The sequence below is a fragment of the Spirosoma koreense genome, assembly GCF_054777875.1.
In genome coordinates this window covers 1,885,962-1,910,620 of the sequence record NZ_BAAHAC010000022.1, presented here as the reverse complement: position 1 = coordinate 1,910,620, position 24,659 = coordinate 1,885,962, and the positions used below count along the sequence as shown (strand labels likewise).

The following is a 24,659-nucleotide window of genomic DNA, read 5'->3' as shown; positions in this document are numbered from 1 at the left end:
GAACAATGAAATGGCGGTCAATCATTGTTCATTTTACATTATTCATTGGCCATTAATACTTACTCAAACTCCTGTTTGAGGATATTTAGAATTTCTTCGACGGTATCTTCTTCCAGGTCCGTCCGACGGACGAGTTCTTCTTTGTTGAGCGCCAGGACGCTTTTGGCCGTATCGAGCCCAACTTTCCGAAGCTCCTGGATCATCCACTCGTCGATTTCGTCGGAGAATTCCATCAGGTCGACGTCTTCGTCATCTTCCTGACCTTCATTATCCCGGAATACGTCGATTTCCATATCGACCAGTCGTCCGGCCAGTTTGATGTTCTGTCCACCTTTACCGATGGCCAGCGAGACCTGATCGGGTTTCAGGAAAACCGAAACCCGTTTAGCGTCGCGGTCGATCTGCATCGAACTGATTTTTGCCGGGCTCAGCGCCCGACTAATGAGCAGCTCCAGGTTTTCGGTATAGTTGATAACGTCGATGTTCTCGTTGCCCAGTTCGCGCACAATGCCATGAATACGCGAGCCTTTCATGCCGACGCAGGCACCCACCGGATCGATGCGGTCATCGTAGGACTCGACGGCAACTTTAGCCCGTTCGCCCGGCTCCCGAACAATCTTGCGGATAGAAATCAGGCCGTCGTATATTTCCGGCACTTCAATTTCAAACAGACGCTCCAAAAAAACGGGGGATGTGCGTGAGAGAACAATTTTAGGCGTTCCGTTCAGCATATCGACCCGGCTGATCACCGCTTTAACGGCTTCTCCTTTACGGTAACGATCTTTCGAGATTTGTTCCGTACGTGGCAGGCTTAGTTCGTTACTTTCACCATCGACCAGAATAATTTCGTGCTTCAGCAATTGATACACTTCAGCGCTGACCAGATCGCCGACCTGATCTTTGTATTTCTGATAAAGGAGTTCTTTTTCCATATCCTTTATCTTCTGGATCAGCGTCTGGCGGGCGGTCTGCACTACCCGGCGACCGAAATCTTCGAGTTTAACTTCTTCAGCTACCTGTTCCCCAACTTCAAAGTCGTCCTGAATTTTGCGGGCTTCGGCGAGCGGAATTTTGTCATAGTCCCAGATATCTTCCGAGTCGTCGTCTACGATTTCCCGCGTACGCCACATTTCCAGATCTCCACTTTCGGCGTTGATAATGACGTCGAAATTTTCATCCGTACCGAATTTTTTGCGAATCATCGTCCGGAAAACATCTTCCAGAATAGCGATCATGGTTGGCCGGTCGATGTTTTTCGACCGGGCGAAATCAGCAAACGATTCAATTAATAGTCCACTGGTCATCTTCGTGTTTAGTCAAGAGTTGGCAGTTGTCAGTAGCTGGCAGCCAGTAAATTTTACTGATAACTGGTAACTGACGGCTGGCAACTTTATTTAAATGAAACCTCTACGTTCGCTTTTTTAATGTCTCCGAAGAGAATCGACGTCGGTCCGACGGGGGCCGCTTCGGTGATTAAATCGGCTTCTTTTTTCTTTTTACTCTTTGATTTCGGCTCCGCTTCTACATCCATCACAATGTGGTCGTCGGTTACCGATTCGAGCCTCCCCCTGCGGGTTTTATCGTCGGTAAGCGTCACGACAAGTTGGCGGCCAATATTGCGTATATACTGCCGTGGGAACGTTAAGGGATAGTCGACTCCTGGCGAAGATACCTCCAATGTAAAGGGAGCTTCTCCAAAAAAATTTGACTCATCCATCTGCACACCCAGTTTCCGGCTGATCTCTGCGCACTCGTCAATCGTGATTCCCGTATCGCTATCGAGCAAAACGGTAACTTTCAAATGTCCTCCTCTGCGGCCAGCCACCTGAATATCAACGACATAAATTCTATCGCCAGCCAAATAGGGCTGAAGTAATCCGGTTATTTTAGCGTTGTCGTCCATAAGGTAAGGCTAACAAAAAAGGGAGTGCGACTCCCTTTTTTGATCAATGCCATATGGTTTTAGTGCCACAAATATAATACGTTTCTTCCTGATCCGCAAGCCCCCGCTCGGCCCGGCTTATGAGCATTCCGGTCATTATGCCTTATTTTTGGCTTTTGATACGGTTTTTGCTGCATTCAACAACGATGGCATGGCATTAAGAATACGGATCGGAGAACTTATTACCTTCTTCTTTCGGTCGCTGTTATGGTCGATCAATTTGTGGTTAGTCTTTTATACCTGGCTGGCCTATTGGCTCCTTTATAGCTTACCCACTCAACACTGGCTGGCTGGTCTGATCATGATTACCATTCCCGTGGCCTGGGTCTTAAATTTTGTCGTACTCCTGTTGTGGCTGACGGCTCGCCCCTGGCGAAGCTGGTTGTCGGGCATCGTGTTGATTGTGGGGATTGCCTTATTCGGGAGCCGCACTTTTGGCTGGAATCAAATCAATGAATTTTCCGGTAACGGCACGCCCCTGAAAGTATTCAGTTACAATGTTAAAACCTTTGACCTTGATCTCCAGACGCTTGATCAATATCCGTCTTCTCCTCGCTTTCGTCGGTTAGCCAATTATGTATTGCATGTCGACGCTCCGATTAAATGCTTTCAAGAATTTTATACGTCCACGATTTCACCTGATTATGATTTTTTTCAGCGATTTCGTAAAGCCGGGTATCCTTATTCCTGCATTCTGCACCCCGTCAATGTTCAAAGCCGGGGAGGGGCCTTTGGCATGGCAATTTTTTCCATCTATCCCATCATAAATTGGGGCCGTGAACCTTTCGAAGTACCCAATGGGTTACTCTGGGCAGATATTAAAGTGGGCAACGATACGATCCGGGTCATCAATGTGCATTTGCACTCGATGGGCATTCGTATTGGCAAGGTATTTCAGCAGGATGAAATAAAAGAAGTGAAGCAGGAAACAAGGGGCGTGCTGAGCGCCCTGCGCACCGGCTTTGTCGAACGCAACATACAGGTTACTAAATTGCAGCAGTATATTCAGGCCAGTCCTTACCCGGTTATTGTAACCGGCGACTTTAATGATACCCCCTATGGCGTAGTCTATGAGCGGATGCGTCGGCTACTGCCCAACAGCTTCGAAGAGAAAGGTCATGGTTTTGGTTTTAGCTACAACCACATGCCTAATTTTATTCGCATCGATCATCAGTTTCATGATCCGCAGCTTTCCGCCCTGAATTTTGAAACGATCAACTACGTGACCGACTCGGACCACTACCCGATCATGGGCACGTATGTGATCAAATAATATCAACTGTATGATGTAAGATATATAATATATGGTTGGCCAATACATCATATATCTTACATCATACAGTTAATACATTCTTACGGATGCGCATTCACCCACTGCTCCCCGTCGGTAAATACTTCCTTTTTCCAGATCGGCACGGTCTGTTTGATGGTATCGATAATGTAACGACAGGCTTCGAACGCATCGCCCCTGTGAGCCGTAGCCACGCCGATCAGCACGGCCATGTCGCCGATCTGTAGAATGCCTTTACGATGAATGACCACGCAGCGCAGAATTGGCCACCGTTTACCAGCTGCATCGACTATTTTCTGCATTTCGGTGATGGCCATGCGATCATAGGCTTCATACTCCAGCCTGTCTACAGACCGATCATTGGTATTGTCGCGAACGACGCCCAGAAAAAAATCGATTGCTCCCGCCTGGCCCGACTGAAGGTCTTGCAGCGCTTGTGCAACATCTATAGGGTCTGAGGTAATCGTAATCATGCCTGGAAAGCAATTAACGTTCGATATACAAGGCCAACTCTGCCAAAAAAGACTATCTCTTATTCCGTTAGCCACCGCTCACGGGCGGAATCAGGGCAATTTCGTCTTGCTGGCTGATGGCCTGATCTGGCTCTGCGTACTCACCGTTTACCGCGATCAGCAGCGACCGAATGCCTGCCAAAGCAGGGTACTCCTGGTGTACCTGGCCGAGCAAATCACCAACACTGGCCCCCTCACGGACCGGTACCGAAATCGTTGTCTTCCCCGTCAGGTCGCGCGTTATGCCAAACAAAAGAACCGAAACTGATGCACTCATAAAAGGATAAATAAAATTTATTAACGCAATACCGGCAGATCGAAGTTCATGTGATCTCATAAAAAAACTGCGCCACTACCAAGATGCAATGACGCAGTTTCTATAACGAAATGACAAAAAACTACTGCGAGTTATCCATTTTGCGTTCCGCCTTTTTCATCTTCCGATCGGCTTTATCGAGTGTTTTGTTCGTGCCGTCTTTGACGTCTTCTTTTGTATTTTTAGCAGCCGTCGAGATTTTATCACCGGCTTTATCGGCTTCGCGACCTACTTTTCTGCCTGCAGCTTTGGTGGTTTCCTTGGCCTGATGGGCGGCATCTTTTGCTTTTTCTTTGGTGTCCTGAGCGACTACAACGGCCGTTGAGAACGCCAGCCCAGCAACCAGCATCATTAACTTTTTCATGACTGTAGAGTTCGTTTGTTTGACTCAACAACCCCTTTGCCGGATGAATTGTTTACTATTTTACCTCAATAAGCACCATGGTTTTCGGCACAGTGCCTCACGCTACTCTTTATGTTTGAAAACCTTAACCTGGTATACGTATTCCTGCATGCGCTTGATTTGCTGCTTACGGTTCAAGTCCGTCAACGTATTTTTCCGGTTCAGGCGAATGGGCATTCCTTTCAGCGAGTCGGGCGGAATGTTATTGAGGGCTTCGAGCAGGTAATTGGTTTTAACGGCGAAACTCACACCTTCTGAGGTAGTCTGTTTACCACTGATCATACCGATGACGTTGCCTTTTTCGTTCAGCAAGGGACCACCTGAGTTACCGGGGTTTACGCCGATAGCAACCTGATACGCTGTCGAGTCGCCCCGATATCCCGTTCCGGAACTCAGATACCCTTCACCATATACGATTTCCTCCCGCGGATAGCCCAGTGTGTAGACGCGCTCACCTAAATCGGATGGATGAGCGTCGAAATTATAGGGAACGGGGGGCAGTGTACGAAAAGCGCTGTCGTCGCATAACTGCAGGATGGCTACGTCACGAGCCTGATCGGCGTACACGACTCGGGCTTTGTAGACTTCCCCTTTGGTGCTTTGCACATAGACCGAATCGGCTTCGCGAACGATGTGATTGTTGGTTACAAAATACCCATCGGCGGTGAGTAAGAATCCCGATCCGGCTACCTGTGCCGGATTAAGGCTGAGCCCGCGGCCACGGCCGTTGATATCGTTCAGTAACTGCCGCTGCGAGGATTTGACGGCCTGAATTTCTTTGCTTAGCAAACTATACTGCTGCTCCTGCTCCCGGTGGCTTTGCTGATAGGATCGGTATAGAAAAATCGTACTGAAGGTTGTAATGAGTGCCACCGATGCCGCCACCGCCAGCGTTGTCCGGTAGGTCTGCCACAGCGCACGAATCTTACCGGATTCTGTTTGCGAACCATAAGAGCGGGCTTCTTCCTGCATAGCCTGCATGTCGAGGCCAGCCTGAAGCGAAGCCAGTCGCTGCTTAAATCGAATACGTTCACCATACGCACGCAGCGCGTTTTCGATGTCTTTTTCTTCGTTCGTGTCCATTGTCTTTAGCTACGTGGGGTACATCGGCTCCAGAGAGTCGGCCACTTTGTTGTTTAAAACCAGCCGACTCCCAAAAGTCGGCCTTACGATTTATATTCCGAAAAGAACAGCCGCTTCAGGCGCATCAGACACTTGTATTTCTGCGTCTTAGCGTTATCGGCATTGGTATAGCCAAACTTTTCGGTAATTTCCTGCATACTCAAATGCTGAATATAAAAATCGTTCAGCAGGGTTCGACAAGGTTCGCCAAGTCGGTCGAGAGAGTCGGCCATCAGCGTGAACTGACGATCGCGCTCCTCGTGGTCGATCAGGTCCTCCTGAAGCAATTCATCATCGACCGGCGCTTCTACGTCGCGTACCATAAACCGGCTGCGTTGTGCTAGTTGCTTCAGCCACAAACGCCTGCCGATCGAATACAAATACGTTTTCAACTGACAATGCAACTCCAGCGAACCGCTTCTCACTTTCTCGTATAACACAATCAGCGCTTCCTGGTAGATATCCTTGGCGTCGTCTTCGCTACCACTATTGCTGGTGACGAAGTGAAGCACCATCGGAAAATACCGGCGGTATAAATGCGCTAGCGCATCATCGGAGCCATCAGCCAAACCCGTCAACAACTCTTCATCGGTCAATACGGGTAGCCTACTTTCCTTCATTGAGTTGAGTCATTACTTAATACAATAACCGCTGAAACGTAACCCAAAAAAAAATTTAAAAAATGTTGGGTTACCTTTTTTCCTATCGGGTATTAACGTTGACATTGATCTATTAACCACGTAAACGAAAACACCCCCAAAACTATGAAAGCAATTACGAAATCCGCCTTCTTTTTCATGGCTATGATCGCCCTGGCTACGTCTTGCAGCTCGAAAAAGACCGAAAGCACCGAAACGACCAGCACCACGACGGATTCTTCGTCGACGATGGCTACGGATTCGACGATGGCTACTGATTCGGCTTCGACGATGTCTGCTGATAGCGCGAAGTAATTTTTACTAAGGCACAACTGCCGGTACGCTTTACCGACAACGCTATAAACGGTATGAAAGCCCTCTGACTCGTCAGAGGGCTTTTGTTTTTTAGCTACTCGTAGAGACGGGTCAGCCGATGCAGCAATCCTTTGCGTCTTCTGACCGGATTGTTTTTGCTGGCACACAGAAGACGTAAAGGATTGCGTTTCTACGTCAACATTCCCTTTAGGCTGTTCATGGCACCGGCTGGGGCAACCCGCTCATACAAAATCCCGTAGACCGCATTCGTGATCGGCATATCGACCCCGAATTGCTGATTGATCTCATAAATACTTTTAACGGCATAATAGCCTTCAGCTATCATATTCATCTCCGCCTGTGCCGACTGAATGGTATATCCACGTCCAATGAGGGTTCCAAACGTTCGGTTGCGGCTGAAGGGCGAATAAGCCGTAACCAGCAGATCGCCGAGGTAGGCCGACCCGCTCAGATCGCGGTGCTTGGGGTAAATCGCATCGACGAACCGTTTGATTTCCTGCATGGCGTTGGATACCAGCACCGCCTGAAAATTATCGCCATAGCCTAAGCCGCGGGTGATCCCACAGGCTAGTGCGATGATATTCTTCATGACCGCACTGTATTCAATCCCATAGATATCATCTACGGGTGTAGTCTGCACATACCGACAACGCAACAAATCGGCGACTCGTTCGGCGCACACCGGGTCGGGCGAAGCAATGGTTAGATACGATTGTTTTTCGAGAGCCACTTCTTCGGCATGACACGGGCCGGCAATGACGGACATTCGATCGGATGGCACACCATACTGCTCACTGACCCAATCAGTTACAAGTTGATTAGCCTCAGGAATCATGCCTTTGATGGCTGAAACGACGTACTTGTTGGCAAAATGCTGAGGTTTCAGGCCAACCAGTGCGTCGCCTACGAAAGCGGCCGGTACGGCCAGAATGACAAAGTCACTATCGCGAACCGAATCGCGGATTTTCGTACAGACTTTAACCTTTCGGGTGTTAATCTGTACGTCGCTTAAATAGCTTGGATTATGTCCAAATTTTTTGATATGCTCCGCGTCGGATATTTTGCGCAGCCACCATTTCACGCTGACGTTATTTTCGGAAAGGATCTTCACCAGTGCCGTAGCCCAGCTGCCCCCCCCTACCATCGTCAGCCGGACGGGTTGGGTTACTTTCATGCGGTAAAGCTACAAAGCTCCCCCACATTCCAATTGTCAGAACCGGGATTTAGCTGATTTTACTGACCGACTGTGATTTGTTAGCCGCTTTCAGAGAAAGCTGAAATCATGGTCGGTCAGTAAAATCAGCTAAATCCTGCCGAGCCGCCCATGCGGTTCAGACCTACTCATCCGTTTTCTCTTCTTTCTTCTTGGCTTTATTCGGATCACGTTTGGTGACGAGTTCGCCATTTTTCAACTTCTTGGAGACGGCGATGAACGGCCCAGATATAATCTGTTCGCCTGGTTTGAGACCCGATACAACCTCGATATTTTCAAAATCGCTGATCCCGGTTTTTACTTCGCGCTGCACGGCCTTACCACCCACATTAACGAATACGATCTCTTTGGGCTTGTCTTTCTTTTCGGGCTGACTGGCCGGGTTTTCGTCAACCGTACCTGTAGGTCGATCTTTAATCTCGGCCGTTTCGACTGCGCTCGAATCGGCATTACGGGTCGTTACGGCGGCAATAGGCACGGCCAGCACATTTGATTTCCGGTCTGTAATGATTTCGACCGAAGCCGTCATGCCGGGCTTGAACGGATACCCTTTTTTATCTTTCTGCGCCAGCAGGTCGCTATAGGAGCTGTTCAGAATCTTCACTTTTACTTCAAATTCGGTCACGGCATCAGTGGACAGCGACGAAGCAGCTGCGGCCGATCCCGACGAACTGGTCAGGCCGTTGGCCGTATTGGCAATTTCATAAACAACACCTTTGAATTTTCTACCGGCGGTGGTATAGGAATCGACTTCGATATCGGCCGTATCGCTCAGGTTTACGCGGACGATGTCGTTTTCGTTTACGTTTACCCGCACTTCCATGTTCTGAAGATTGGCGATGCGCATGATCTCCGTACCGGCCATCTGCGAGGTACCGACCACGCGCTCGCCCAGCTCGACGTTCAGCTTGGAGACCGTTCCGTTAACGGGCGAGTAAATAGTTGTTTTACGAAGGTTCTCGTTGGCATCGCGCAGGCTGGCTTCGGCGCTCTGGATGTTGAACTGCGACGCCCGAACGTTGGCATTAGCGGCTTCCACTTCCTGTTTGGCGACGTTGTAGTTGGCTTCGCTGGTTTCCAGATCGGCCACCGAAATCACTTTGTCGGTAAACAGTTTTTTGTTTCGGTCATAATCGGCCTTGGCCCGGATCAGGCGGGCACTCGACTGCGAAACCGATGCTTTTGCCTGTTCTAACTGCGCCCGGCTCTGGTTGACCGTAGCCTTAGCCCGGGCCAGCAGCGATTCATAGTTGTCGGGCCGAATGCGGCAGAGCAATTGACCTGCCTTGACCGGATCGCCCTCATTTACATAAAGGCCAATAATTTCGCCGGATACGTCCGGACTGATTTTTACTTCGACTTGGGGCTGAACCCGGCCCGAGGCACTGACCCGCTCGGTAATGTTAGCGCGGGTCACGGAGGCAAAATCTACTTCTGTGGCTTTGGGTTTGCCAATCATGCCCGTTTGTTTAGCGGCTACTAGCCCGCCGACAATCAGCACAATCAGCCCACCTAATATCCACCAAATGCGGTTTGACTTTTTCTTCATAGGGAAAGGGTGTAAGAGCGAAAGAGTGAATCGCCGAAGCAATGAAAAAGCGAATCAGGCCGGACGGCTTTCGCTCTTCCGCTCATTCACGCTTTCGCTAATTCGTAAAACTAAGCGATTTGTTTTGGTAATAATCTAAAATTTTCGTTCGAAATACGTAATCATATTTTGCCTGCACCAGACTGGCGCGGGCCCGATCCAGATTAGTTTTGGCAATGGTATAATCCGTTGCGTTGATCGCTCCGGCGTTCAGGCGGCTTTCGGCCATCTGAAACGCTCGTTCCAGCGACGCTACCTGCGCCTGCGTAGCGCGGTATTTATTGGCACCCGCCTTCATCTGCGTATAAGCCGTTTCAATCTGCTGCCGCAAGGTCAGGCGCGTATTGAGTGCAGTCAGCTCGGCATTTTGCTGTTGAATTTTTGCGGTTGTAATCCGGTTGCGAGACAAATTTCCCTGAAAAATCGGAACGCGCAAAAACAGAGAAGCTGATTGGCTAAAGTTATTGCTCAATTGAGTGGCATACGATATTCCATTCCGGTCATACCCCGGTATCGGAGAGGTGACCGGGATTTGGGTTCCGGTCACCGGATCGGTAATGTACCCGACGGTGGTTTGCCCAACGACCTGCCCATTCGGCGACGCTATGCTGGCAGCACTGGAATACAACGTACTCAAACCCGCATTCAGCGACAGGGTCGGATAAAGCCCACCTTTCGCAACCTGAACGCCCAGTGTGGCACTTTTAACGCGCAGATCAGCTCCTTTTACTTCGGGCAGATTGGTCGAAGCGACATCGTATAATTGCTGCACCGATGCGGTATAGGGGTCCAGACCCGGATCGGGAACATTGATCGGCTCCACGTCGAACTCCTGATTGATCGGTACGTTCATGGCCTGCAGCAAGGCTACTTTAGCCAGATCGAGCGTATTCTGGGCGGTAACGATATCGACTTCGTTGCTGGCCAGCGTCGCCCGGAGTTCGAACAGATTTGCCTCAGGGGCCGATCCAGCCGCCACCAGCCGCTGTGTACGCTCAAGTTGGGCCCGGGTTACATCGGCCTGCCGCTGCGCTACGGCCAGTTGTTCGGTACCAGTCAGTACGTTCAGGTAATTCTGGGCAACCGTCAGCGAAACGTTATTCTGTGTCGCGTTCAATTCAAAGTGGCTGGCCTGCAAGGCCATGTTGTTCTGCTTTACGGTGCTTCGTAGCACCCCCCCATTGAACAGCGTAGCCGACGCGTTGAACTGAAAACTACTGGAATTGATCGTCTGCTGGACGAATTCGTTGGATTGCGGGTTGATACTGCGCCCCCCATTGATAGACTGGTTACCCTGAAAAACGGCGGTCGGCAGCAAATTCAATCGTGATTGATGCAACTGCAGATCCGCATTCGCTACGGTCAGTTTGCCCTGCCGAACTAAAATGTTGTTCTGCTGGGCAATGTCGATACACTGCTGCAAGTTCAGCCGCGAGGCTGTATTGACATTGCCGGGCGGTACAGCGGCTGTGCTGGCCTGAGCCGGCGTATTTTGTGCGTATAGTTCCGACAGACTTGTCGTCAGGCAAAGAGCCACTATGACTCGTATCTGTTTCCACGCCACTTGCATACACATACTATTTGATGGTTCAATGATACAAACTTACCTTCGGCGCAGCTATCATTTTAGGATAAACGGCGCAAACGAAGCATGTTTCTGGTTTATAATTCGGATGTACTCGCCGAGAGTGCTTTTCAACTCTCGCTTACGGATCGGGCTTTTCAATACGGCGATGGTCTATTTGAAACCATCCGTTACGAAAACGGGCAGATTTGGTTCTGGCCCGATCACTTTGCCCGGCTTTCGGCTGGCATGAAGGCGTTGCAACTCAATCCTCTTCACGAATTCTCCGCCGAAGCCCTGCATCAACGTATTCTACAACTACTTTCGGCGAACGAGTTAACCAACCGACCAGCCCGCATCAAGATTCAAATCTGGCGCCAGCCTGGCGGTTTGTACACACCCGTTCAGAATGAGGCCAACCTGCTGATCAGCGCCCGGCCGGGAGCCGTTTTTTCGATTTCCGAGAAAAGCAGCGCTGGCTTATACGAAGCCTTCCGCCTGTCATTTTCACCAGTCTCGCGGTTTAAGACCCTGAATGCCCTCCCCTATATTCTGGCCGGTTTGTATAAGCAACAACAGCATCTTGACGAGGTTATCCTGCTGGATACCGGGGGGCACCTGGCCGAATGCCTGGCGTCGAATCTGTTCTGGTGGTCTGGTCAAACCCTGTACACCCCTTCGCTTCATACCGGCTGCATCGATGGTATTCTGCGGCAACAGCTCCTTCGGGTGGCCCCTAAACTTGGCATCGAAATAGTCCAGGGACTGTATTCACCCGAGGTACTGCTTCAGGCCGAAGCCGTGTTCTGCGCCAACGTCATGGGAATTCAGTGGTTGCGAATGATGGGCACGGCGAAAATCGGACCCGGCTCCTGGGGGCCTCCCGAACAATTACTTGACGCCTTGTTCGCTCAGATTCATGGTTGATGAATCTTCGAGCCAGCCATCTTTTAGCCGGATAATCCGCGAGCCGTATTCAGCGTTGACTTCCGAGTGTGTTACCTGGACGATGGTCACCCCGTCTTTCTGGTTCAGTTCACGAAACAGTTCCATGATGTCACGCGCCTGGTCGGAGTGCAGATTGCCGGTTGGTTCATCCGCGAAGATCACCGACGGTTCGGCAGCCAGGGCCCGCGCAATGCCGACCAGTTGCTGCTGGCCGCCCGACAGTTGGGCCGGAAACAGGTCTTTTCGGGCCACGATGTTGAACCGGTCGAGCAGTTCGGCAACCCGACTTTTGCGCTCGGCTCCGTTGAGGCCTTTGTACAGCAGGGGTGTTTCGATATTTTCGTATACGGTCAGTTCGTCGATCAGGTGATAGGCCTGAAAAACAAATCCGATCCGGGTCCGGTGTAGCTCGGTGCGTCGCTTCTCAGACAGTTTCTGAACCGGCTGGTCATCGAAAAAATACTCGCCCTCCGACGGTTCTTCCAGCAGTCCCAGAATATGCAGCAGAGTAGATTTACCCGACCCTGACGGGCCCATAATGGATACGAACTCTCCCTGAGTGATATCGAGATTGATGTTACGCAACACGTAGACCCGGCCAAACCCAGCGGGATAGAACTTGGAGACGTTGCGAAGTTGAATCATAATGAGTTACTTTAGTAAAGATTTAGTTCGGTTAATCTAGTCGAATTATGGTTATACCTGGTTATGTCAACCAGTTAATTTTTCTGAAAGAGACGAATACGCTCAGCCTTCCTGCATACGCCAACGGGGGTCGACTACCCAGTCGTTTAAATGGGTTCAAGCGTCGTGCCAAACTCATAGTGAACTGATTGATAGAAATTTACCTGGTAGACTCCTACCGGCAACGTCCGGTAACGGACAAAGCTATCGTTGAAAACGGACATCTTTTTTCGTAGCTATGCAACGTAATGGATTACTTTGCCATCTTCTCATAAATCATCAAAACCTTCTTGATTATGAAAGCGATTCTCCTGGGAATTTTCATGCTTACCACCAGTGTAAATTCCACCATTGACGACGACTGGAAAAAAGACCGCCCTGTGTCAGGCTTTACCGGTCTGAGTGTGAGCAGCGGTATCGATGTTTACCTGACACAGGGCAATTCCGAAAAATTAACCTTTGAGGTAAAAGGGGTCGACGAAGACCGGGTTATCTCGAAAGTTGAGCGTGGCGTTCTGAAGTTATACATCGAGCGGAAAGGCCTGAGCGGCTGGAATTTTGGCCGGCACAACTACGTAAAAGCATATCTGACCTTCAAGCAGTTACGAACGTTGCAGGCATCGGGCGGAGCGGATGTATTCGGGCAGGGATCGCTGTCGTTCGACGATCTTGACCTCGACGCATCGGGCGGATCGGATGTCAAACTAACCCTGAAAGCCAATAAGTTAAATGTAGAAGCTTCGGGTGGCGCCGACGCCATTTTGCAGGGTTCGGCCCGGACGCTCAACGCCAACGGCTCTGGAGGAGCAGACCTCGATGCCCGCAAGCTAATGGTCGAAGTATGCCGGGCCAACTCATCCGGCGGCTCGGACGTGTACGTCAATGCCTCGCAGGAACTGAACATGCAGGCTTCCGGAGGCTCGGACATTTACTATTACGGCTCGGCCAAAGTATTGTCGAAAAGTAAATCGGGCGGGTCCGATATTAGCCGTCGGGACTAAACAATTGCGCCATTGTCCAGGCGAGTAATTGGTTGATTGGGTATTTTTGCCTCCCAATTAACCAATTACGCCTTTGACACCAACTATCGGTATTCTCGGCGGAGGCCAGCTCGGGCTGATGCTGTTACAGGCCGCCATCGACTGGAATCTCCGCGTTCATGTGCTCGATCCTGACGCCGAAGCTCCCTGCCGCCATCTCTGCTCCCGCTTCATTCAGGGCGCTCTGACAGACTATGACACGGTCTACCAGTTCGGCCAGACCGTCGATGTGCTGACTATCGAGATCGAGCGCGTCAACGTCGAAGCGCTCGAAGCCCTTGAGCGCGAAGGAAAACGGGTATTTCCTCAGCCGTCTGTCATTCGCACGATTCAGGACAAACGACTTCAGAAGCAGTTCTACCGCTCGCACAACTTACCAACGGCCGATTTTATCCTGACCGAGAATCGCGCCGACGTTGCTTTGGCTGACATTCAGCAACCGAACTTTCTGCCCGCTTTTCACAAGCTCGGCCGGGATGGGTACGATGGTCGGGGAGTACAACGGATTGCTACCGTAGCCGACGTAGGCAAAGCGTTCGATGCACCGGGCGTACTGGAAAAAGCCGTCGATTTCGAAAAAGAGCTGGCCGTTATCGTAGCCCGCAATGAACAGGGAGAGGTCCAGACGTTTCCGACCGTAGAGATGGTGTTTCATCCCGAACTAAACCTGGTCGAATATCTGTTCGCACCCGCTGAAATAACGCCGGAAATCGATCAACGGGCACAGGCCATTGCCCGGCAAACCGCCGATGCATTCGGAATCGTGGGGTTATTGGCGGTCGAGCTATTCCTCGACAAACAGGGGAATGTGCTGATTAACGAAGTAGCGCCACGGCCGCACAACAGTGGTCACCATACCATCCGCGCCAACGTCACTTCACAATTTGAACAACACTGGCGGGCCATTCTGAACTACCCCCTCGGCGATACTACGGCCTACCAACCCGCAGCCATGGTGAACCTGCTGGGCGAAGACGGTCATACAGGACCGGCCGTATATGAAGGATTGGAAACATTACTGGCTATGCCCGGCGTCTTTCCATTTTTCTACGGCAAAGCGATCACGAAACCTTTCCGCAAAATGGGTCACGTTACCGTTATGGATGATTCGCTGGAGGCCCTGCGCGATAAAGTAGCCCACGTGAAATCGGGGATTAAGGTCGTAACTGCGTCATAACATATTGATTCTGCCTGTAGTTAAAAAAAGTAAACGTACCATCATCTGACTACTATGAGCAAGCGAAACAGATTGATCAAGAAACAGGCCGTCGGGGCATTGGCGGTCGGTTCCAGCGCATTGGGCGCGCTGGCAATAGGCGCTGTAGCCGTTGGCGCGCTGGCCATTGGTGCTGTAGCCATCGGTCGTCTGGCCGTCCGGAAGGTAACGCTGGGCGATGTACACATCCGCAACCTAACCGTCGATAACCTGACGGTCAACAATCCCTAAGCCAATTTTCTGGAAGACGCAGATTGCTGCGTCTTCCAGAAAATTGGGTTTTACAGTAACCGGCTTCAGGCCACTGTGTTTGTCAGAGTGCCAATACCATCGATGGTAATGCTGATCTCATCACCGGACTGCAGCGTAAAATCGTCGGAAGGGACAATCCCGGTCCCCGTCATCAGGAAGCAGCCGTTCGCGAACGAGCATTCCCGAAATAAAAACGAGACGAGTTCGGTATGCTGCCGTTTCATCTGACTGATGGCAATGCTGTTGGCAAAAACAGGCTGTCCGTCCCGAACGATCTCCAGTCGGATTTGTGTATCGGACGCAATGGGGGTCTCCGGAACATAGAGGCATGGACCCAGCGCAGCACTGCCGTCGTACGACTTTGCCTGAGGCAGATACAGCGGATTTTCGCCCTCGATACTCCGCGAGCTCATGTCATTTCCACAGGTGTACCCGACAATCCGGCCCCATGAGGTGATAAACAGCGTTAGTTCAGGCTCGGGCACGTTCCAGGTCGAGTCGGCGCGGATGCGCACGTTGGCACCCGGCCCCACTACTCGCTCCGGTGTAGCTTTGAAAAATAATTCGGGGCGTTCGGCATCGTACACCCGGTCATAAAAATTATCCCCGCCCGATTTTTTCGATTCTTCCATGCGTGCATTGCGGCTACGCAGGTATGTTACGCCCGACGCCCAGACTTCCTGCCGACCAATCGGCGCCAGCAGGTCATTCTGCGTCCAGTTCCGGTATTCGTCGCCTGCCGACGAAGAGGCCGTTGCCTGCCGTAAAAAATCGTGTAGATCATCCCGATTCACCAACGTATCCCAATCGACGTCAGGGATGGTATAAAATTGATGCTGAGATTCGACAACGATGCCAGAACGGGTTTTGTAGAGTTTCATAAGATAAAATAGAAGATCGATTGAAAAGGAGATTTGAAGTGGATTTTACTTTATCGTAATATTACTATAAAGTATTAGTATCAGCTGCGGACCTGACTAAAACGGGAATATTCACCGACCAGGAAAACCGCCTGGCCGACTTAACCAAAGCGTTCGCGCATCCGGCTCGGATTGCTATTTTTCCGGTGATTGGGCGGAAGTGTTGAGTGCTGGTGTCGAAACGCACAGCCTCAACCCAAAAGCGGTTCAGGTCATGGCCAGCTACCGAGCCGTGCGCGATGAGATCCGGGAATTCAGCCGAAAATTTGTCGAAAAAGTGTTAACTTAGTAGGCTCACGGCCTACTCGAAATGCTGCAAAAAACCCAGGGAATCGCCCTCAGTTACCTCCGCTACCGCGAAACCTCCATCATAGCCCGCGTTTATACCGAAGAATTCGGTCTGCAAAGTTACATTGTCAATGGCGTGCGGACAGCCCGCAGCAAGAACAACAAAATTGCGCTGTTTCAGCCTTTAACGCTGCTGGATATGGTCGTCTACAATAAGCACGACCGCGACCTGCACCGGCTCTCGGAAGTAAAAACAAGCCATCCGTTTCAAAGTCTGCCGTTCGAGGTTGCCAAGTCGACGATTGCGATGTTCGTTACCGAAATGCTGAACAAGGTCCTGAAAGAAGAAGCCAGCAGTCCACCCCTATTTCGGTTTCTGGTCAATTCGGTATTATTCCTGGAAGATGCGCCGAAGAACTACGAGAATTTCCACCTCGCCTTTCTGCTAAAACTATCGTTTTTTCTGGGCTTCGGGCCCGAATCGGCCCGCGAGTTCGAGAATCAGCTACGCGAAAATTCGTATCCTTTTTTACCCGATACCGAGATGGAAACAGCCTTAAACATCATGCTGCGTCAGTCTCTGGGCACGCCCATTCAGCTAAGTCGGGTGGCCCGCAATGAGTTGCTCGACGCCCTGGTGGCTTATTATCAGATTCACGTCGATTCCATCGGCGAAGTAAAATCGCTGCCGGTATTGCGGGAGGTGCTGGGGTAACCTTCTATGCCCTGAGGAGGTAATTAGCTTAGGAATCTAACGGATCAAGTGCGATGGTTATATCTCTAAAATTTTTAATGTCTTGTACATCTCTGCACCCGCTTATCTTACGTAGAATATTTGGACTAACCTTTTCCCACCGACTTAACGCATAATTTACTTTCTCTTTAGATTGTTTCAAAAAGCCTTTCCGCTTCTCTATAGAATAATTGCTATTCTGTTTCGACTGCCGGTAATAATATCGGGCCACGGTATCGTCATACCGAAAATGCCACGAAGTACCTGCATTCACCTCTAATGCTGCAAATTGCTTAAATGTTTCTAATATTTTATTAATCTCGTCATCAGTACCTACCTCTACTATATAATATATTAAAATATTAGTAGCATATAGCCTGGCCGATAGTAGCTCAACTCGTGTGTTCTTATAATATTCACATGCCTGATGCGCGTAATAAATTGCTTTTTTAGCATATAGTGGTTGATCTGCTACTTGAACAGATGTGGCAGTAGCCGAAAATCTATTACCGTCAGGATAACTATTGAAATAAATATAAGCAAGCATTACAGCCACTTCATATTTAGTTTGTTGATGTTCCCCACTATTAAATTTTTTTTCCAGCCGAGATATAATCTTATTCAATAAAGCTTCTCTATTTTGCGGATTACCACCTTTAAATAGAGCCGCTGCTTTAATCATCAATAATGGATGATCGGGGCCAATCACACTAAAATGTAATTTATCATTCAATATTTTACTGTATATTTCTTCGTAAAAACCTAATGCCCAAAAAACACAAAGTAATATATATAGGTTTTCTGTTTGCTCTGAGTTTAGCAGTGGATTACACTCATCTGATGAGAATTCGACATAATAATCGTATATCTTCTGCGATTTTAAAAAGCTTATTCTATCGTCGGCAGAAAATATACCATTTTTGTTATCCAGAAAAGAAACAATTCCTTTATGATACGCATCCGGTATAAAAAAACGCACAAGACCAAAATCGTTGAACACATCCAGCCCGTCTTCAAGGGTATTATTTAATTCTTCAAATTGTTTAATTTTTTGTTCTATAACATCCCATGTTTTAATCTTGCTCAAGTAAGCCGCCAGTTCATTCTGTTGTTTTTTCGACTGAGAGTTAAGTTGATCCTGGTCAAGCTTTTTCAGTTCATCGATAAGAATTTTTATACTATCATTCTGCCGGACGTAATCACTGATTTGCCCTAAACTTTCTTCTGCAAAAAAGGGGACCAGTCGTTTTTTACAAAACTCAAAAGTTAAATATGTTTCTATTTCCTGTTCAAGTTTATCAAAATAATCGCTCTTTAAAGTAGTAATCATATTTTTATTAGCCAGTCTATCTCTAAAAGAGGCCATAGTATTTGTGTTTTCTAACACTGCTTTTACTAACTCATCGCCCTGATTATGATAACTTATTATTTGACGACCAAAATTGGCTACAGAATAAGCTAAAAAAAATTTAGCGTTGCGCAGTATACATTGCGTGGTACCGTTGGCTAGCTTTATAATGAATGGCTCAATCAGTCCATATTTTTCCAGGGCAGATTTAAAGTCGCTTGAATCGAAGAAAATCGGTATGGGTACAGTTTCATCCGAACTATTATTAAATTTTTTGACAAGTCGAGCCAGGTAAGCCAATGCAAGTGCATCGCTGAAAGCATTGATTTCGTGTTTGCCTTTCTTCAACTCTTTTACTACAGTTAGGTAATCCTGAAAGTAATCATCGTCACCTACTTTAAAATCTCTATAATTATAATCAACAACTTCGAATTTTTTTGTACGACTATCTCTGAAATCTTTGAAACGTTGATTCCAGACAAGGGGGGACAAACTTTGTATTATCTTAAATCCATGTTTTCCCTTATCAATAAGGTGAGTTAGCCTATTAACTGGGTCTTCGTCTCGAAAAGAAAGTTCCTCTAAATGGCCGACCTCATCAACGAATTGCTTGATATATTGTTCCGATGTGGCTTCTTTAGAATGGTATATACCAAAATCATTTTGTAACAGTCGGAATATTTCTGCCTGATGTGTTGGGGTCATATATATAGTATTTACGCTGGTAGATTGATTGCTCAATACCCCCCCCCAAGCCAAACTAATTACAAGTGTTCTTAGAGATTCAAACTCTGCACTGTTAAATTTACCGTATCGATCAAAATAGGCATCCCGGCCCTGAATAATATTTACTACATCAGCCGAGTCAAAGAAGAATTGATGTGTTTGCTTCATTTCAGACAAGCACAGTTCAAGAGCTTCGGTATAATCGTAGGTAGCTTTCATATTATTATTCGTCGTCGAACGATAAAACTTTTAGGCTATCATAAAATAAACTATGCAACTCACTATATTCAATCATAGGGTTTTTATATGCACGTAGTGTAGTAGGTATATGAACATTATCATTTCTCTTTGACAGATTTTTCGATTTAGATATTACTAAACTATTGAAATCATTATTGATGTTATTTGCATACCTATAACCTGCTTCTACAAGCAAACTGAAAGCCTCTTTTGCGTTGTCATTGCCGATCATATTTAAGACCTTATTCCGAAATGTATTTATTCCATCTACGATTTCTACTTTTTGATCCTTTTCATGGTTGATGGCAACGTTTACATCTATCATCTGCATAAAAGGCAAATAGCTACTCTTCCATATCTCCTCTGGAATGCCATTTTTCTCATTGCTACTGGTCCATTTGTCGCCAAATCGTTGTGAAATCATTTCTTGACGCTTACCAGATACACTTGGTATATAGCTGTAATCAAGTAAGGTTGTAGAAGCAAGGTACAAAACCTTGCCATTTTCGGTATGTTGTAGTATGCTATCTAACAGTTTCAAGAACCTTGGGTAATAATAAATTTCCTGAAATTCAACATTCCTGGCTTGTTGAAGTCGATTATAGTCCTCCATCGAAAAGTAACGTGGAAGATAGCTTTTTATCAGATTAATAGAATCAATCAAAAGCAAGTCGAACCGCTGGCCTGTAATGAAATAATCAGGTGATAAGACAATTTTTTTTAACCATATGTCTTCAACAAATTGAAAAATCTTGATCCCACCATTTTTACGCAATGCCGCTCCAGCTACTTTACACAGCTTCAGCACCCTCAATAGAGTATCTTTATTATACGCCAAGTCATCCGTAGAGAACAGATAGGCTATTTCCTGCAGATATTTTTTCCCAAACAATTCATTCATGGCCATAGCAAAGTTTTTCACAGTTCTTGCTCGCCACTGTCGGTTAGGTATCCTCGAAAAATAAAAATTCTCTATATAGAAAAGCCAAAAGATTCACGAACATCTCCCTGTGGATAATCACTATCAAGCAGAAGTTTGATTTCTACAATCCACTCAGCCTTACTTATAGGTTTATAAATATCCATATATTATAATAAAGTATGATTTGTAGTAGATTCCATGTTGAAAATAAACTGCACCTTTAAGTGGGTGCATCAATATTATTGAGAAAAGCTTGGGTGATTTCGAAAGCCCTTGGTGCTTCTGCATTCGGAGCTTTTTCTGCACTTTTTAAGCGATCTATTTCACAATAATGTATTTCTACTTGAGCAACATCGAACTGTCTGCCAACAAGCTCACTGTAACCTTCAGTGGCAGTTCCAAGATCAATCGTACGTCCGGTGTTATTATCTTTATGCTGAGCATAAAATATAGGCATGGTGAAGGCTTCCACGCAGTTGGGAATATACAGCGACTTTCGGCTTTTTTCATCAAGACGAACACGCATAAGTACTGCATATTTGGGAATCGACTTACTTATCAAGCCTAATTTTAAGCGAGCTTCATAAGGATCTATAGTATGGATATTGTCGGCTGTCCACCATATCATTTCCCGTTCAGGGTTATACCCATTTAGGTATTTAGATAAGGCTATCCAGCTTTTACCACTGAGCTGTGCATATAAATCCTCAACAGATTCAACAATATCATCATTTAAATACTCACCTCTACTATACTTACGGTGATCTTCGATAAGTTTTTCGAAGTCTTGAAATTTATATATGTACTCACAATTATCTACGTTGGCCGGAAACAATCTATACAGATCCTCCTGAAACCCTGAACAAGTTTTTAAATGCTTTCTTAGCTCATCTACTTTTGCAAAATCTCTGGATACATAAGGAGAAATAGCTTTTACACCACAATCCGTAAGGAATGCTGTTAGCGTTAAACTTAGCTCATCAAAGTATTTAGCAACTTCCGGTTGCCGGATCGGATCAAGTGTTTTACGCCGATTATATAGAATTGATAATTCACTGCTGAAGTTATATTCTGTCGTCATGGCATTTATAGTACTGATCGTGATGAAGACCTTATTACTATAAATGTCCAATATTTTTCAGCGAATAGTATATAAGCAAATTCGAATTTATTAACCGGCTAAATCTTCCGCTTCAGCTCAAAATGCTGGCCCAGATACAACCGGCGAACCTGTTCATCACTCGCCAGCTCTTCGGCGGTGCCCTGCTTGAGAATTTTCCCTTCGAAGAGCAAATACGCCCGGTCGGTGATCGACAGAGTTTCGTTGACGTTGTGGTCCGTAATGAGGATACCGATGTTGCGGTGCTTTAATTTAGCCACGATGCTCTGAATGTCTTCAACGGCAATGGGGTCGACGCCCGCGAAGGGTTCGTCCAGGAGGATAAATTTCGGATCGACGGCGAGGGCACGGGCAATTTCCGTCCGTCGGCGCTCGCCCCCGGACAATACTTTCCCTTTGCTTTTACGCACGTGCGTCAGGCTGAACTCTTCCAGCAACTCCTCTACTTTCAGCTTCTGCTCCCGCTTGGGTAAACTGGTCATTTCAAGCACAGCCAGTACATTTTCTTCCACCGACAGGTCGCGGAAAACGGACGCTTCCTGCGCCAGATATCCGAGTCCAAGACGCGCCCGTTTATACATTGGCAGGTCGGTCACGTCGGTATTGTCGATGAACACCTTGCCGCTGTTGGGTTTGATCAACCCTACGGCCATGTAGAAGGAGGTAGTTTTGCCGGCTCCATTCGGACCGAGCAAGCCGACGATCTCGCCTGTTTCAACCTGATACGACACGTTGTTGTTGACCAGCCGCGACCCGTATTTTTTGATTAAATTTTCGGTTCTAAGAATCATAACTTTCTAGTAGTGGATAGATGACAGGCACTGGTTACAGGCAACTAACCACTAGCAACCCATAACTAGCTACTGCCCTTTCACATCCTTGAGCATCAACTGCAGAGATACGTTTCCGTTGAAGAAGTTCTGCTCGACCTGATAACAGATCGCGAACGGTTTGCCCGGCTGAAGCTGATCGGCAACATGAGCCAGTCCAAACCCAACAGCCGTGAGCGTATGACCGGACCGCCCCTGGCGCACGTTGATTTTCAGGTGTTTCTCTTTCATAATAATCGGTTCACTGACCAGATATACATCCTCGGTCATGAACGTCGGCTGCATATTGTGCGGGCCAAAGGGACCCATCTGCTTAACGATCCGAACCAGTTTATCGGTAATCTCGCTGAAGTCGAGCGGTAGATCGATGTCGATCAAGGGCGTCAGGTGTTCGTCTTTGATCTTCCGCGATACCACTTCCTCAAACTTCTGCCGAAACGCATCAATGTTGTCGACGGGCATGGTCATACCGGCGGCAAACGTATGTCCACCAAACTGTTCCAGCAAGTCGGCACATTCTTCAATGGCTTCGTATACGTCGAAACCCGGCACCGACCGCGCCGACCCAGCGGCTTTATCGTTCGACTGCGTCAGAATGATCGTTGGCCGGTGAAAATGTTCGATACACCGCGACGCGACGATTCCGATAACCCCTTTATGCCAGCTGGCGTCGAATAAAACCGTACTCTTGGCATGTAGTAGGGCTTCGTTCTGCCGGATCATGGCCAGTGCCTGTTCGGTCATACTGCTGTCGAATTCACGGCGGCTGTTGTTATGTTTGTTAATGGCCATCGCAAAATCGTCGGCCTCTTTTTCCGACTCGGCCAGCAACAGTTGCACGGCGGCTTTGGCATGCTGAATCCGGCCGGCTGCGTTGATGCGCGGCCCCAGGCCAAACACTAGGTTCATGATTTCCAGCTCCCGCGAAAAGCCCGCTACTTTGATCAACGCCTTTAACCCCGTGCGTGGTGCCGAATTAAGAAATTTTAAGCCGTAGTAGGCCATTACCCGGTTTTCGCCGGTGAGCGGCACAATGTCGGATGCAATGCTCACCGCTACCAGATCGAGGCTTGGATATAACTCGTCCAAAGCAATACCCTGACGCATACAGAACCCCTGAAGCAATTTAAAGCCAACCCCACAGCCGCTTAATTCTTTATAAGGATAGGCGCAGTCCGACCGTTTGGGGTCCAGTACGGCGGCAGCATCCGGAATCTCATCGCCGGGACGGTGGTGATCGCAGATAATAAAATCGACGCCGAGCGCTTTGGCTTCAGCCACCCGATCAATGGATTTAATGCCACAGTCGAGCGCAATAATGAGTGAAAACCCGTTTTCGGCTGCCCATTCGATGCCCTGCTTCGAAATCCCGTACCCTTCTTTATAACGATCGGGTATGTAATAATCGATGTAGGGGTGGTAGCGTTGCAGAAAGCTGTAGACCAGCGCCACCGAAGTAGTGCCGTCCACATCATAATCGCCGTAAATCAGAATTTTCTCCTGCCGTTCGGGCTGCATTGCTATTTGCAACCGTATTAGGGCTCGATCCATGTCCTTCATGTCGAAAGGATCGTGCAAATGGCTTAGCTCGGGCCGGAAGAACGTGCGGGCTTCGTCGTAGGAGGTCACGCCCCGTTGCACCAATAGGGCGGCTAAAAATGAACTTATGCCCAGCGAGTGAGTTAATGCCTCGATAGCCGCCCGTTGCCCAACCGAGTCAGGAACGGGTTTGGTCTTCCAGCGTTTGGTGAGTGGGGGTAGTTGGGCTATCATATACGCAAGATAAATCCGTTTTTAGAAAAACCCCGCGTTTATGCTCTATTTGCTTTTGCTGATCCATTGCCTCGCATCCGAAGTAGCCCCGTCGGCGGCTCGCCAGAAAGTCAATTTACAGGTTGAAGTTCAGCAGGTTCAGGCCTTGCAGGGATCCGTCTTTATTGCCTTGTACAAGGCTGGCAATAATTTTCCTGAAGGCAAGCCATTCGAAGGCAAAAAGCTAGACGCGACCAGCCATAGCGTTCAGACGACGTTTTCGGTTGAACCGGGCGAATATGCCGTAGCGGTTTTTCACGACGAAAATGCCAACGGCAAGATGGACAAGCGGGTATTCGGTATCCCTAAAGAACCTTACGGCTTCAGCAATAATTTTCGGCCCAAAATGTCGGCTCCTAAATTCAGCGACTGCCAGTTCAACGTGAGTGCCAGCGGCAAATCGATCAGTATCGCGTTGAAGAAGTTCTGAACCGCAACGGTGGCCCGGCAGCATTGATGTGATTTTATTAACTACACTGATGTAGGCATTCCTCTGGAGCGGCCCTGACTGTTGCTATTCCACGGCTTCGATTACCTGATTATGCGTTGTTTTCTTATGCGTTGAAAAACTGGAACCATGCGTTTATAACTGGCGTTGCTGTCGTTCGGGCCGGTATAAAACAAAATCATAAAAATCATTTAGATCAAATAAATC

General features: G+C 48.1%; 25 protein-coding genes. 8 read left to right on the top strand and 17 right to left on the bottom strand.

Translation table 11 applies throughout. The features are described 5' to 3' along the window. Positions 1 to 59: 59 nt before the first annotated feature. Both nusA and ACYVC2_RS21380 read right to left on the bottom strand, forming a co-directional pair. Positions 60 to 1,304 carry a transcription termination factor NusA gene (gene nusA / locus ACYVC2_RS21385; RefSeq protein ID WP_461105534.1) on the bottom strand — a complete coding sequence of 415 codons (1,245 nt, stop codon included), beginning with the start codon at positions 1,302 to 1,304 and terminating at the stop codon, positions 60 to 62. An 86-nt stretch (positions 1,305 to 1,390) separates the two neighbouring features. Continuing rightward, on the bottom strand, positions 1,391 to 1,903 hold the full coding sequence (locus ACYVC2_RS21380) for a ribosome maturation factor RimP (protein WP_461105532.1): 513 nt from the start codon (positions 1,901 to 1,903) through the stop codon (positions 1,391 to 1,393). 190 nt (positions 1,904 to 2,093) lie between these two features. Between ACYVC2_RS21380 and ACYVC2_RS21375 the strand changes: the two genes are divergently transcribed. Then, on the top strand, positions 2,094 to 3,215 hold the full coding sequence (locus ACYVC2_RS21375; RefSeq protein WP_461105530.1) for an endonuclease/exonuclease/phosphatase family protein: 1,122 nt from the start codon (positions 2,094 to 2,096) through the stop codon (positions 3,213 to 3,215). 80 nt (positions 3,216 to 3,295) lie between these two features. On the opposite strand, the gene ACYVC2_RS21370 is transcribed toward ACYVC2_RS21375, so the two are convergent. The 5 genes from ACYVC2_RS21370 to ACYVC2_RS21350 form a co-directional block, all read right to left on the bottom strand. Next, on the bottom strand, positions 3,296 to 3,706 hold the full coding sequence (locus tag ACYVC2_RS21370) for a molybdenum cofactor biosynthesis protein MoaE (protein WP_461105528.1): 411 nt from the start codon (positions 3,704 to 3,706) through the stop codon (positions 3,296 to 3,298). Between the two features lie 67 nt (positions 3,707 to 3,773). Further along, positions 3,774 to 4,022, bottom strand: a complete 249-nt coding sequence (locus tag ACYVC2_RS21365; RefSeq protein ID WP_461105526.1) for a MoaD/ThiS family protein — start codon at positions 4,020 to 4,022, stop codon at positions 3,774 to 3,776. 121 nt (positions 4,023 to 4,143) lie between these two features. Then, the gene (locus ACYVC2_RS21360) at positions 4,144 to 4,425 is read right to left on the bottom strand and encodes a hypothetical protein (RefSeq protein ID WP_461105524.1); all 282 of its coding nucleotides are present in this window, start codon (positions 4,423 to 4,425) and stop codon (positions 4,144 to 4,146) included. A 102-nt stretch (positions 4,426 to 4,527) separates the two neighbouring features. Continuing rightward, positions 4,528 to 5,547, bottom strand: a complete 1,020-nt coding sequence (locus ACYVC2_RS21355) for a S1C family serine protease (RefSeq protein ID WP_461105522.1) — start codon at positions 5,545 to 5,547, stop codon at positions 4,528 to 4,530. An 83-nt stretch (positions 5,548 to 5,630) separates the two neighbouring features. Continuing rightward, positions 5,631 to 6,206 carry an RNA polymerase sigma factor gene (locus ACYVC2_RS21350; RefSeq protein ID WP_461105520.1) on the bottom strand — a complete coding sequence of 192 codons (576 nt, stop codon included), beginning with the start codon at positions 6,204 to 6,206 and terminating at the stop codon, positions 5,631 to 5,633. 144 nt (positions 6,207 to 6,350) lie between these two features. On the opposite strand from ACYVC2_RS21350, the gene ACYVC2_RS21345 reads away from it, so the two are divergent. Continuing rightward, complete coding sequence (locus tag ACYVC2_RS21345; protein WP_461105518.1) at positions 6,351 to 6,539, top strand: hypothetical protein; 189 nt, start codon at positions 6,351 to 6,353, stop codon at positions 6,537 to 6,539. A 190-nt stretch (positions 6,540 to 6,729) separates the two neighbouring features. Here the strand turns inward: ACYVC2_RS21345 and ACYVC2_RS21340 are convergent, their stop codons facing one another. From ACYVC2_RS21340 to ACYVC2_RS21330, 3 genes are all read right to left on the bottom strand, one after another. Beyond that, positions 6,730 to 7,734 carry an NAD(P)H-dependent glycerol-3-phosphate dehydrogenase gene (locus ACYVC2_RS21340; RefSeq protein WP_461105516.1) on the bottom strand — a complete coding sequence of 335 codons (1,005 nt, stop codon included), beginning with the start codon at positions 7,732 to 7,734 and terminating at the stop codon, positions 6,730 to 6,732. Between the two features lie 163 nt (positions 7,735 to 7,897). After that, positions 7,898 to 9,322 carry an efflux RND transporter periplasmic adaptor subunit gene (locus ACYVC2_RS21335; protein WP_461105514.1) on the bottom strand — a complete coding sequence of 475 codons (1,425 nt, stop codon included), beginning with the start codon at positions 9,320 to 9,322 and terminating at the stop codon, positions 7,898 to 7,900. Positions 9,323 to 9,419: 97 nt separating this feature from the next. Next, on the bottom strand, positions 9,420 to 10,931 hold the full coding sequence (locus tag ACYVC2_RS21330; protein WP_461105512.1) for a TolC family protein: 1,512 nt from the start codon (positions 10,929 to 10,931) through the stop codon (positions 9,420 to 9,422). An 81-nt stretch (positions 10,932 to 11,012) separates the two neighbouring features. Here ACYVC2_RS21330 and ACYVC2_RS21325 point away from each other — a divergent pair, with 81 nt between their 5' ends. Next, entirely contained in the window at positions 11,013 to 11,852 is an 840-nt protein-coding gene (locus ACYVC2_RS21325; protein WP_461105510.1) for an aminotransferase class IV, read from the top strand. Here the strand turns inward: ACYVC2_RS21325 and ACYVC2_RS21320 are convergent. Next, complete coding sequence (locus tag ACYVC2_RS21320) at positions 11,817 to 12,518, bottom strand: ABC transporter ATP-binding protein (protein ID WP_461105508.1); 702 nt, start codon at positions 12,516 to 12,518, stop codon at positions 11,817 to 11,819. The two genes, ACYVC2_RS21325 and ACYVC2_RS21320, sit on opposite strands and share 36 nt — an antisense overlap. Before the next feature lie 335 nt (positions 12,519 to 12,853). Here ACYVC2_RS21320 and ACYVC2_RS21315 point away from each other — a divergent pair, with 335 nt between their 5' ends. The 3 genes from ACYVC2_RS21315 to ACYVC2_RS21305 all read left to right on the top strand — a co-directional run bounded on the left by ACYVC2_RS21315 (position 12,854) and on the right by ACYVC2_RS21305 (position 15,044). Then, positions 12,854 to 13,558, top strand: a complete 705-nt coding sequence (locus ACYVC2_RS21315) for a head GIN domain-containing protein (protein WP_461105506.1) — start codon at positions 12,854 to 12,856, stop codon at positions 13,556 to 13,558. A 73-nt stretch (positions 13,559 to 13,631) separates the two neighbouring features. Then, a complete protein-coding gene (locus tag ACYVC2_RS21310; RefSeq protein ID WP_461105504.1) occupies positions 13,632 to 14,774 on the top strand; it encodes a 5-(carboxyamino)imidazole ribonucleotide synthase in 1,143 nt (380 codons plus the stop codon). A 54-nt stretch (positions 14,775 to 14,828) separates the two neighbouring features. Next, on the top strand, positions 14,829 to 15,044 hold the full coding sequence (locus ACYVC2_RS21305) for a hypothetical protein (protein ID WP_461105503.1): 216 nt from the start codon (positions 14,829 to 14,831) through the stop codon (positions 15,042 to 15,044). 65 nt (positions 15,045 to 15,109) lie between these two features. Here ACYVC2_RS21305 and ACYVC2_RS21300 read toward each other — a convergent pair whose 3' ends face one another. Then, on the bottom strand, positions 15,110 to 15,946 hold the full coding sequence (locus ACYVC2_RS21300) for a fumarylacetoacetate hydrolase family protein (protein ID WP_461105501.1): 837 nt from the start codon (positions 15,944 to 15,946) through the stop codon (positions 15,110 to 15,112). Positions 15,947 to 16,295: 349 nt separating this feature from the next. Between ACYVC2_RS21300 and recO the strand changes: the two genes are divergently transcribed. Continuing rightward, positions 16,296 to 16,988 (top strand): DNA repair protein RecO, encoded by a 693-nt coding sequence (gene recO, locus ACYVC2_RS21295; protein ID WP_461105499.1) that lies wholly within the window; start codon positions 16,296 to 16,298, stop codon positions 16,986 to 16,988. Positions 16,989 to 17,016: 28 nt separating this feature from the next. On the opposite strand, the gene ACYVC2_RS21290 is transcribed toward recO, so the two are convergent. The 5 genes from ACYVC2_RS21290 to recJ all read right to left on the bottom strand — a co-directional run bounded on the left by ACYVC2_RS21290 (position 17,017) and on the right by recJ (position 23,965). Beyond that, complete coding sequence (locus ACYVC2_RS21290) at positions 17,017 to 19,299, bottom strand: hypothetical protein (protein WP_461105497.1); 2,283 nt, start codon at positions 19,297 to 19,299, stop codon at positions 17,017 to 17,019. 4 nt (positions 19,300 to 19,303) lie between these two features. Then, complete coding sequence (locus ACYVC2_RS21285; RefSeq protein WP_461105495.1) at positions 19,304 to 20,242, bottom strand: hypothetical protein; 939 nt, start codon at positions 20,240 to 20,242, stop codon at positions 19,304 to 19,306. Positions 20,243 to 20,462: 220 nt separating this feature from the next. Continuing rightward, positions 20,463 to 21,323: a hypothetical protein gene (locus ACYVC2_RS21280; protein ID WP_461105493.1), complete on the bottom strand. Its 861-nt coding sequence runs from the start codon at positions 21,321 to 21,323 to the stop codon at positions 20,463 to 20,465. A gap of 98 nt (positions 21,324 to 21,421) precedes the next feature. Then, positions 21,422 to 22,153, bottom strand: coding sequence for an LPS export ABC transporter ATP-binding protein (gene lptB / locus ACYVC2_RS21275; protein WP_461105491.1), 732 nt, complete (start codon positions 22,151 to 22,153; stop codon positions 21,422 to 21,424). 69 nt (positions 22,154 to 22,222) lie between these two features. Then, positions 22,223 to 23,965, bottom strand: coding sequence for a single-stranded-DNA-specific exonuclease RecJ (gene recJ, locus ACYVC2_RS21270; RefSeq protein ID WP_461105489.1), 1,743 nt, complete (start codon positions 23,963 to 23,965; stop codon positions 22,223 to 22,225). A 40-nt stretch (positions 23,966 to 24,005) separates the two neighbouring features. Here recJ and ACYVC2_RS21265 point away from each other — a divergent pair, with 40 nt between their 5' ends. Beyond that, positions 24,006 to 24,434, top strand: coding sequence for a DUF2141 domain-containing protein (locus tag ACYVC2_RS21265; protein ID WP_461105487.1), 429 nt, complete (start codon positions 24,006 to 24,008; stop codon positions 24,432 to 24,434). The last annotated feature ends 225 nt before the right edge of the window (positions 24,435 to 24,659 follow it).